The following is a 5,941-nucleotide window of genomic DNA, read 5'->3' on the forward strand; positions in this document are numbered from 1 at the left end:
ATGACTGGTTAAGAAGAGAGAGGTATAGCTTTAATCTCAAGGTAACCGCTCGGCCCGGAATTGAAGCGCGTTTTCGCTACACCTACCCGATTAATGACGATCTTTTGCTCCGAGCTACGCAAAAGCTCTATCAAAAAAAGAGTGTCACTGGCGAGTCAACAGAGGTCGATCTTGACTACTCAATTAGCCGCAGTGTTCTTTTTCGTTGGAGCAACTTTGCTCAGTACGACAGTGATATCAAAGGTTGGGAACTAGGAACAGGCGTTACGCTCTACCAACACATATCCGATACACAAGCGCTTAGTTATCAAGCAAGCACAAGCGGAACTAACCGCCCTTTTCACTATATTACCAACACGCATGTATCAGTGACCTATAGACAAAACTTTTGGCGTTCTTGGCTCTTTTACGAGCTAATACCGGAATATAACTGGGACCGAGAAGAAGATACCGAACGTAAAGGTGAATCAAAAATGACGCTACGCTTAGAAGTGCTGTTTAATAATATATAGCTTCAATCCGAGATAGCCCTAGCGAAGAGCTATCTCGGTTGCTCTATGTCTTTAGTGAGGTTTAGCTTGTCTCAACTTCGTCTTTCATGGTCAACATTCCCTCTGTGACAATGAAATCTATGATGGTATCTAGCCCTTTACCCTCTTTTAAGTTGGTAAACACGAACGGCTTGGTTGGACGCATACGTTGAGTATCTTGCTCCATCACCTCCAACGACGCCCCAACGTATGGCGCTAGGTCGATCTTATTGATGATCAGCAGATCAGAGCGTGTAATACCTGGCCCACCTTTACGAGGGATTTTTTCGCCCTCTGCTACATCAATGACATAGATAGTTAAATCTGCAAGCTCAGGGCTAAAAGTAGCACTTAGGTTGTCACCACCACTTTCTACGAACACTACATCAAGATTTTTGTGTCGCTTGGCTAGCTCTTCTACTGCGGCTAGGTTCATTGATGCGTCTTCGCGAATAGCGGTATGTGGGCAGCCACCTGTTTCTACACCAATGATTCTGTCCGGTTCGAGCGCTTCAGCACGAGTTAAAATCTTGGCGTCTTCTTGGGTGTAAATATCGTTGGTCACAACCGCAATATTAAGTTTATCGCGGATGGTCTTACATAAGATCTCTAGCAAAGCGGTTTTACCAGAGCCAACAGGCCCACCGATACCAATTCTTAATGGCTGCTTGTACGTTTCTTCCATGGTGATTCTTCCTTTTTCAGTTGGGTCAGAGACCCAGTCGTTCACGCTTAAGAGCGGAACAGACGTGTATATTGTGTTTCGTGCGATGAACTCGCGAGCGCGATTGAGGGGGTAAAACTGCCAATCCGCCACTGTTCAATCTTGTTAGCACGTTCGATTATTGGTGGAAATGTCTCGGTGACATTGATCATCGCCAGTTGACCATCGGTTTGGCCAAGCGGGACCAGTTTTACTCCCGCCATGACAATGTTCTCTAACCAACTCCACAAATAGCCCTGCTTGAGATCATCAAGTTCAATTTGCCACTCGCGAGCCGCGATACAAAAGCCGAGTAGTTGGTTTGGATGACTTGAGATTGAGTCGGTTATTGAGATATCAATATCGAGCTTTTTCAATAATGAATAGAGTGCTACGCCGCGCTGTTTTTCTTCTGCGCGTAATTCGCTTGTTTCGCGGCTTGAGTAGAGAAAATCACACCAGTGCTCTATCTGGTCAAGCTCGCCCTGTACTAACGCACGATAAAGCCGATCAATAATTGGCAGTTCCAATGTTGCTACACTGGAACTGACCATATAGTTCAACCACTCTTCCATCGACGTTCGATCTGTCACCCAACCCGCTTCCACGGCATATTCCAAGCCTTGAGAATATGTAAAGCCGCCTATTGGTAACGATGGGCTTATCAACTGAAACAGTCGATAGCTAGCAATATGCTGAGTCATGGGATTAGAGTTAGCCAAACTTATCTCTCTTAGTTAGTTAGCAAAAACAGCGTACTCAGTGACGCCACTGCTACCGAGAACCACTTTGAATAGAAAGCGCGGCTTACTAAAGCGCCAAACACAATTAAGCCAGTAGCACTTAACATCATTCCAAGTCCAAATTGAGTCAGGTTCGCGGCAGCTTCTACTCCGTGCGCATAGCCATGGAAAAACAGTAGAGCGATTGATGATGAGACAGCAACATTTATACGCTGAGTCGTCGGTGAATAAACTTGCCAAAGCGCGAGACTTACCACGAACAATGAAGCGATGATCAATGGTTCAACCAAGGTTGCAAAACCCAAAGCTTGACCTATCAGTAACCCGCTAAGCAATGACACCAACGCCACTGCGATTGTTGCGCCTTTCTTTGCTTTTGAGAAAGGAATTGCACCGAGTAGCATACCGAAAGCAACAAGCATGATTAGATGGTCAAATCCCGTTACAGGGTGACTTAACCCAGACATAAACGAGTGTGATTCATGGCTATGACCTGTGTGTGCGAAAGCGGAAACTGGCGCAAGTGCTGTTAGTAATAGAGCCGCAAATTTCGATTTCATTGTGATTTCCTTATCTTGGTAATTTTAATATTTTTTGATTTGAATGCTTATTAGTGATGGTGATGATGACCGCCGGAACGACCGCCGTATGCGCCACCTTCTGGCTCAAAAGGCGCTTTCTCTGTGGTCACTTCTGCACCTAGACCTACCACCATTTCGTCTAAAACATGGTCGTGCTGATAACGAACCCATCCCGCTTCCACTTGTAATGGAACATGACGGTTACCCAGGTGGTAAGCGACACGAGTCAACAAGTGAGCGTCACTACAGTAGACGGTTGATACGGTTTCAGGCGCTGCTTTAACTTCAATGATTTTGCCACACTGACTCAGCAGCTGTTCACCGCCCCGCAATATATGCCCGCGCGGTAAAAACAATCCGGCATCTCGGCCGTCATCAAGGGTGACTTTAAGTCGGCTTTTAATTCGGCTATCGATCGGTAAGCTTAAAAAACCATCCGGGCTACTGCTGTTTTGCGCGTTGATTTGGGTTAATTCAATCATGTTATTACCTCAACCTCCTCGAAGGTTTATAACTGTTTAATGTCTAAAATAGGAAATAGCGTTGTGCCATCGGCAGGGAATCAGCTGGGTCACAAGTGAGTAACTGACCATCGGCTTTAACTTGATAGGTTTGCGAATCTACTTCGATCTTTGGCATCCAATCATTAAGCTTCATGTCAGCTTTACTGATGTTGCGACAGTTGCTGACAACACCAATTAAACTTTTCAGCCCGAGCTGTTTATCAATCCCTTGCGCTTCCGCCTCTTTTGAAACGAATAACATCGAGGTGCTTTGATTTGCGCGCCCGTAGCTGCCAAACATAGAGCGGTAGTGAACGGGTTGCGGAGTTGGGATCGAAGCGTTTGGATCGCCCATAGGTGCCATGGCGATCATGCCACCTTTTAGAATGACGCTTGGCTTTACACCGAAGAACGCCGGCTTCCACAGTACCAGGTCAGCCAGTTTACCGACCTCAATTGAACCAATCTCGTGCGACATTCCGTGAGTGATGGCTGGGTTAATGGTGTATTTTGCAATATACCGGCGCAGGCGGAAGTTATCGCTGTAATCGGTGTCTTCTTCTAGGCTACCGCGTTGTACTTTCATTTTGTGGGCAGTTTGCCAAGTGCGCGTAACGACCTCACCTACTCGACCCATGGCTTGTGAATCCGATGCGATCATAGAGAACGCACCTAAATCATGCAGAATATCTTCCGCTGCGATGGTTTCGCGGCGGATTCGAGACTCTGCAAATGCCACGTCTTCCGCTATTGATGGAGAGAGATGGTGACACACCATCAGCATGTCGAGGTGTTCATCGACAGTATTCACCGTATAAGGGCGCGTTGGGTTGGTTGAAGAAGGCAACACATTGGCTTCACCTGCTGCGCGGATAATATCCGGTGCATGACCGCCGCCAGCACCTTCCGTGTGGTAGGTATGAATGACGCGATCGCCAATCGCACCTAACGTTGATTCAACAAAGCCAGATTCATTTAGGGTGTCAGTATGAATGGCGACTTGCACGTCCATCTCATCAGCGACACTTAAACAAGTATCGATTGAAGCCGGTGTTGTTCCCCAGTCTTCATGCAGTTTTAAGCCGACAGCACCTGCTGCTACTTGCTCACGGAGTGCTTCAGGTTGGCTCGCGTTGCCCTTCCCCAATAGGCCAAAGTTCATTGGAAACTCATCTAATGCTTCGAGCATACGATGCATGTTCCATGGTCCAGGCGTACATGTAGTTGCGTTCGTTCCAGTGTTTGGCCCTGTACCGCCGCCAATCATGGTTGTTACGCCTGACGCTAGTGCTTCTTCAATTTGCTGCGGACAGATAAAGTGGATATGTGAGTCAATGCCACCAGCGGTAAGGATCGATCCTTCACCTGCGAGTACTTCTGTACCTGGGCCAATAACAATATCGACATTAGGCTGGACGTCTGGGTTACCGGCTTTACCTAATGATTGAATACGACCATCTTTAACTGCCACATCAGCTTTAACTATGCCCCAGTAATCGAGAACGATCGCATTGGTAATAACTAAGTCCGGAGTTTCCGCACTCGGACGCTGGCTCTGACCCATGCCATCACGAATAACCTTACCGCCACCAAATTTAACTTCATCGCCATAGGTGGTGTAGTCTTTTTCTACTTCTAGCCATAATTCGGTATCTGCTAGGCGCACTCTGTCGCCCACAGTTGGTCCAAACATCTCAGCATACGCTTGCCTAGATATGGTTGCCATGTTCAATCCTTTGTTTGGTATATTTGTTACAAAGCGTGTGATTAGAGCTTGCCCATTACTTTGCCCTGAAAGCCGTAAACTTCTTGTTTACCAGCGTAGCGAACGAGTTCTACGGTACGCGACTGCCCTGGTTCGAAACGAGTCGCAGTTCCGGCTGGAATATTAAGTCGGAAACCTTTGGTCTGTGCTCGTTCGAATTTTAGATACTCATTCGCTTCATAAAAATGGTAGTGAGAGCCGATCTGAATTGGACGGTCACCTATATTCTCGACTGCAACTGATACGGTTTCTCTGCCTTGGTTCAGAGTGATATCACCCGATGCCGTTTCTATTTTTCCGGGAACAAAGCCAGAAGTATGTTTAATTGCGCCTGCCATACTTAGCTCCTAAACGATAGGTTCATGAACGGTGACAAGCTTGGTGCCATCGGGAAAAGTCGCTTCTACTTGCACGTCAGGGATCATGGATGGAATACCTTCCATAACATCGTTGACGGTGAGCAAGGTACGACCGTAATCCATTAGCTCAGAGACGGTTTTACCTTCTCGCGCCCCTTCAAGGATCGCGCTACTGATCAATGCGATCGACTCTGGGTAGTTCAGTTTCAAGCCTTTGTCTTTACGCTGTTGAGCAAGCATTCCTGCACAAAAAATCAATAGCTTATCTTTTTCTCTTGGCGTTAATTCCATTTACCTATCCAATGTTTGATACATTTGTTAAGTTCTCCAGATCCTTGGAATATCTGGAGCTGTTCCTTGACGTTCTAACTGCACCTTTTGCCAAATGTGACTAAAGGCGAAAAGAATGTTTTCACTCCAATCTGCCAATGCTCTTACCACAATCAAACCTTCTATTTGACTCACGCCAATCAGTAGCGGCTTAGATGCAGTCCCCTGAGAATTACTATGCATATCAGAGGCTTGTTGCTGAATGGATAAGAGCAAGCTCTGTACCAACTCAAGCTCAGTTTGTTCAATAGAGGTGAAATAAAAGCTTCCCAGCATAGAACGCTCTAATAACCCCTTTTTAATCATAAGGTTATCACCACCAACAAAATCAAGACCTTCGGTGAGAACTCTTTTGCCATCGATGAAAAATTCGCTTTTACCAATGAGATGACCCGAATCAAATCCCTCTTTTAGTGCGGGACGCCCA

At 46.4% G+C, this 5,941-nt stretch carries 7 protein-coding genes and 2 pseudogenes; 1 reads left to right on the forward strand and 8 read right to left on the reverse strand.

Going from position 1 to position 5,941, the window contains the following annotated elements:
* Positions 1–512, forward strand: a pseudogene (locus QTO00_RS13105) (hypothetical protein); the annotation flags it as partial.
* 61 nt (positions 513–573) lie between these two features.
* On the opposite strand, the gene ureG reads toward QTO00_RS13105, so the two are convergent.
* The 8 genes and pseudogenes from ureG to QTO00_RS13145 all read right to left on the reverse strand — a co-directional run.
* Complete coding sequence (gene ureG / locus QTO00_RS13110; RefSeq protein ID WP_331425205.1) at positions 574–1,215, reverse strand: urease accessory protein UreG; 642 nt, start codon at positions 1,213–1,215, stop codon at positions 574–576.
* Positions 1,216–1,262: 47 nt separating this feature from the next.
* Positions 1,263–1,937 carry an urease accessory protein UreF gene (locus QTO00_RS13115; RefSeq protein WP_331425211.1) on the reverse strand — a complete coding sequence of 225 codons (675 nt, stop codon included), beginning with the start codon at positions 1,935–1,937 and terminating at the stop codon, positions 1,263–1,265.
* Positions 1,938–1,966: 29 nt separating this feature from the next.
* Positions 1,967–2,536, reverse strand: a complete 570-nt coding sequence (locus QTO00_RS13120; RefSeq protein WP_331425206.1) for a HupE/UreJ family protein — start codon at positions 2,534–2,536, stop codon at positions 1,967–1,969.
* 50 nt (positions 2,537–2,586) lie between these two features.
* Positions 2,587–3,039, reverse strand: a complete 453-nt coding sequence (ureE, locus tag QTO00_RS13125; RefSeq protein WP_331425207.1) for an urease accessory protein UreE — start codon at positions 3,037–3,039, stop codon at positions 2,587–2,589.
* A gap of 43 nt (positions 3,040–3,082) precedes the next feature.
* Complete coding sequence (gene ureC, locus QTO00_RS13130; RefSeq protein ID WP_331425208.1) at positions 3,083–4,786, reverse strand: urease subunit alpha; 1,704 nt, start codon at positions 4,784–4,786, stop codon at positions 3,083–3,085.
* Positions 4,787–4,827: 41 nt separating this feature from the next.
* Entirely contained in the window at positions 4,828–5,163 is a 336-nt protein-coding gene (locus QTO00_RS13135; protein ID WP_331425209.1) for an urease subunit beta, read from the reverse strand.
* A 9-nt stretch (positions 5,164–5,172) separates the two neighbouring features.
* On the reverse strand, positions 5,173–5,475 hold the full coding sequence (gene ureA / locus QTO00_RS13140) for an urease subunit gamma (RefSeq protein WP_331425210.1): 303 nt from the start codon (positions 5,473–5,475) through the stop codon (positions 5,173–5,175).
* 27 nt (positions 5,476–5,502) lie between these two features.
* Positions 5,503–5,941, reverse strand: a pseudogene (locus QTO00_RS13145) (urease accessory protein UreD); the annotation flags it as partial.

It is taken from the genome of Vibrio sp. M260118, assembly GCF_036533755.1.
In the GTDB taxonomy this organism is placed as follows: domain Bacteria; phylum Pseudomonadota; class Gammaproteobacteria; order Enterobacterales; family Vibrionaceae; genus Vibrio.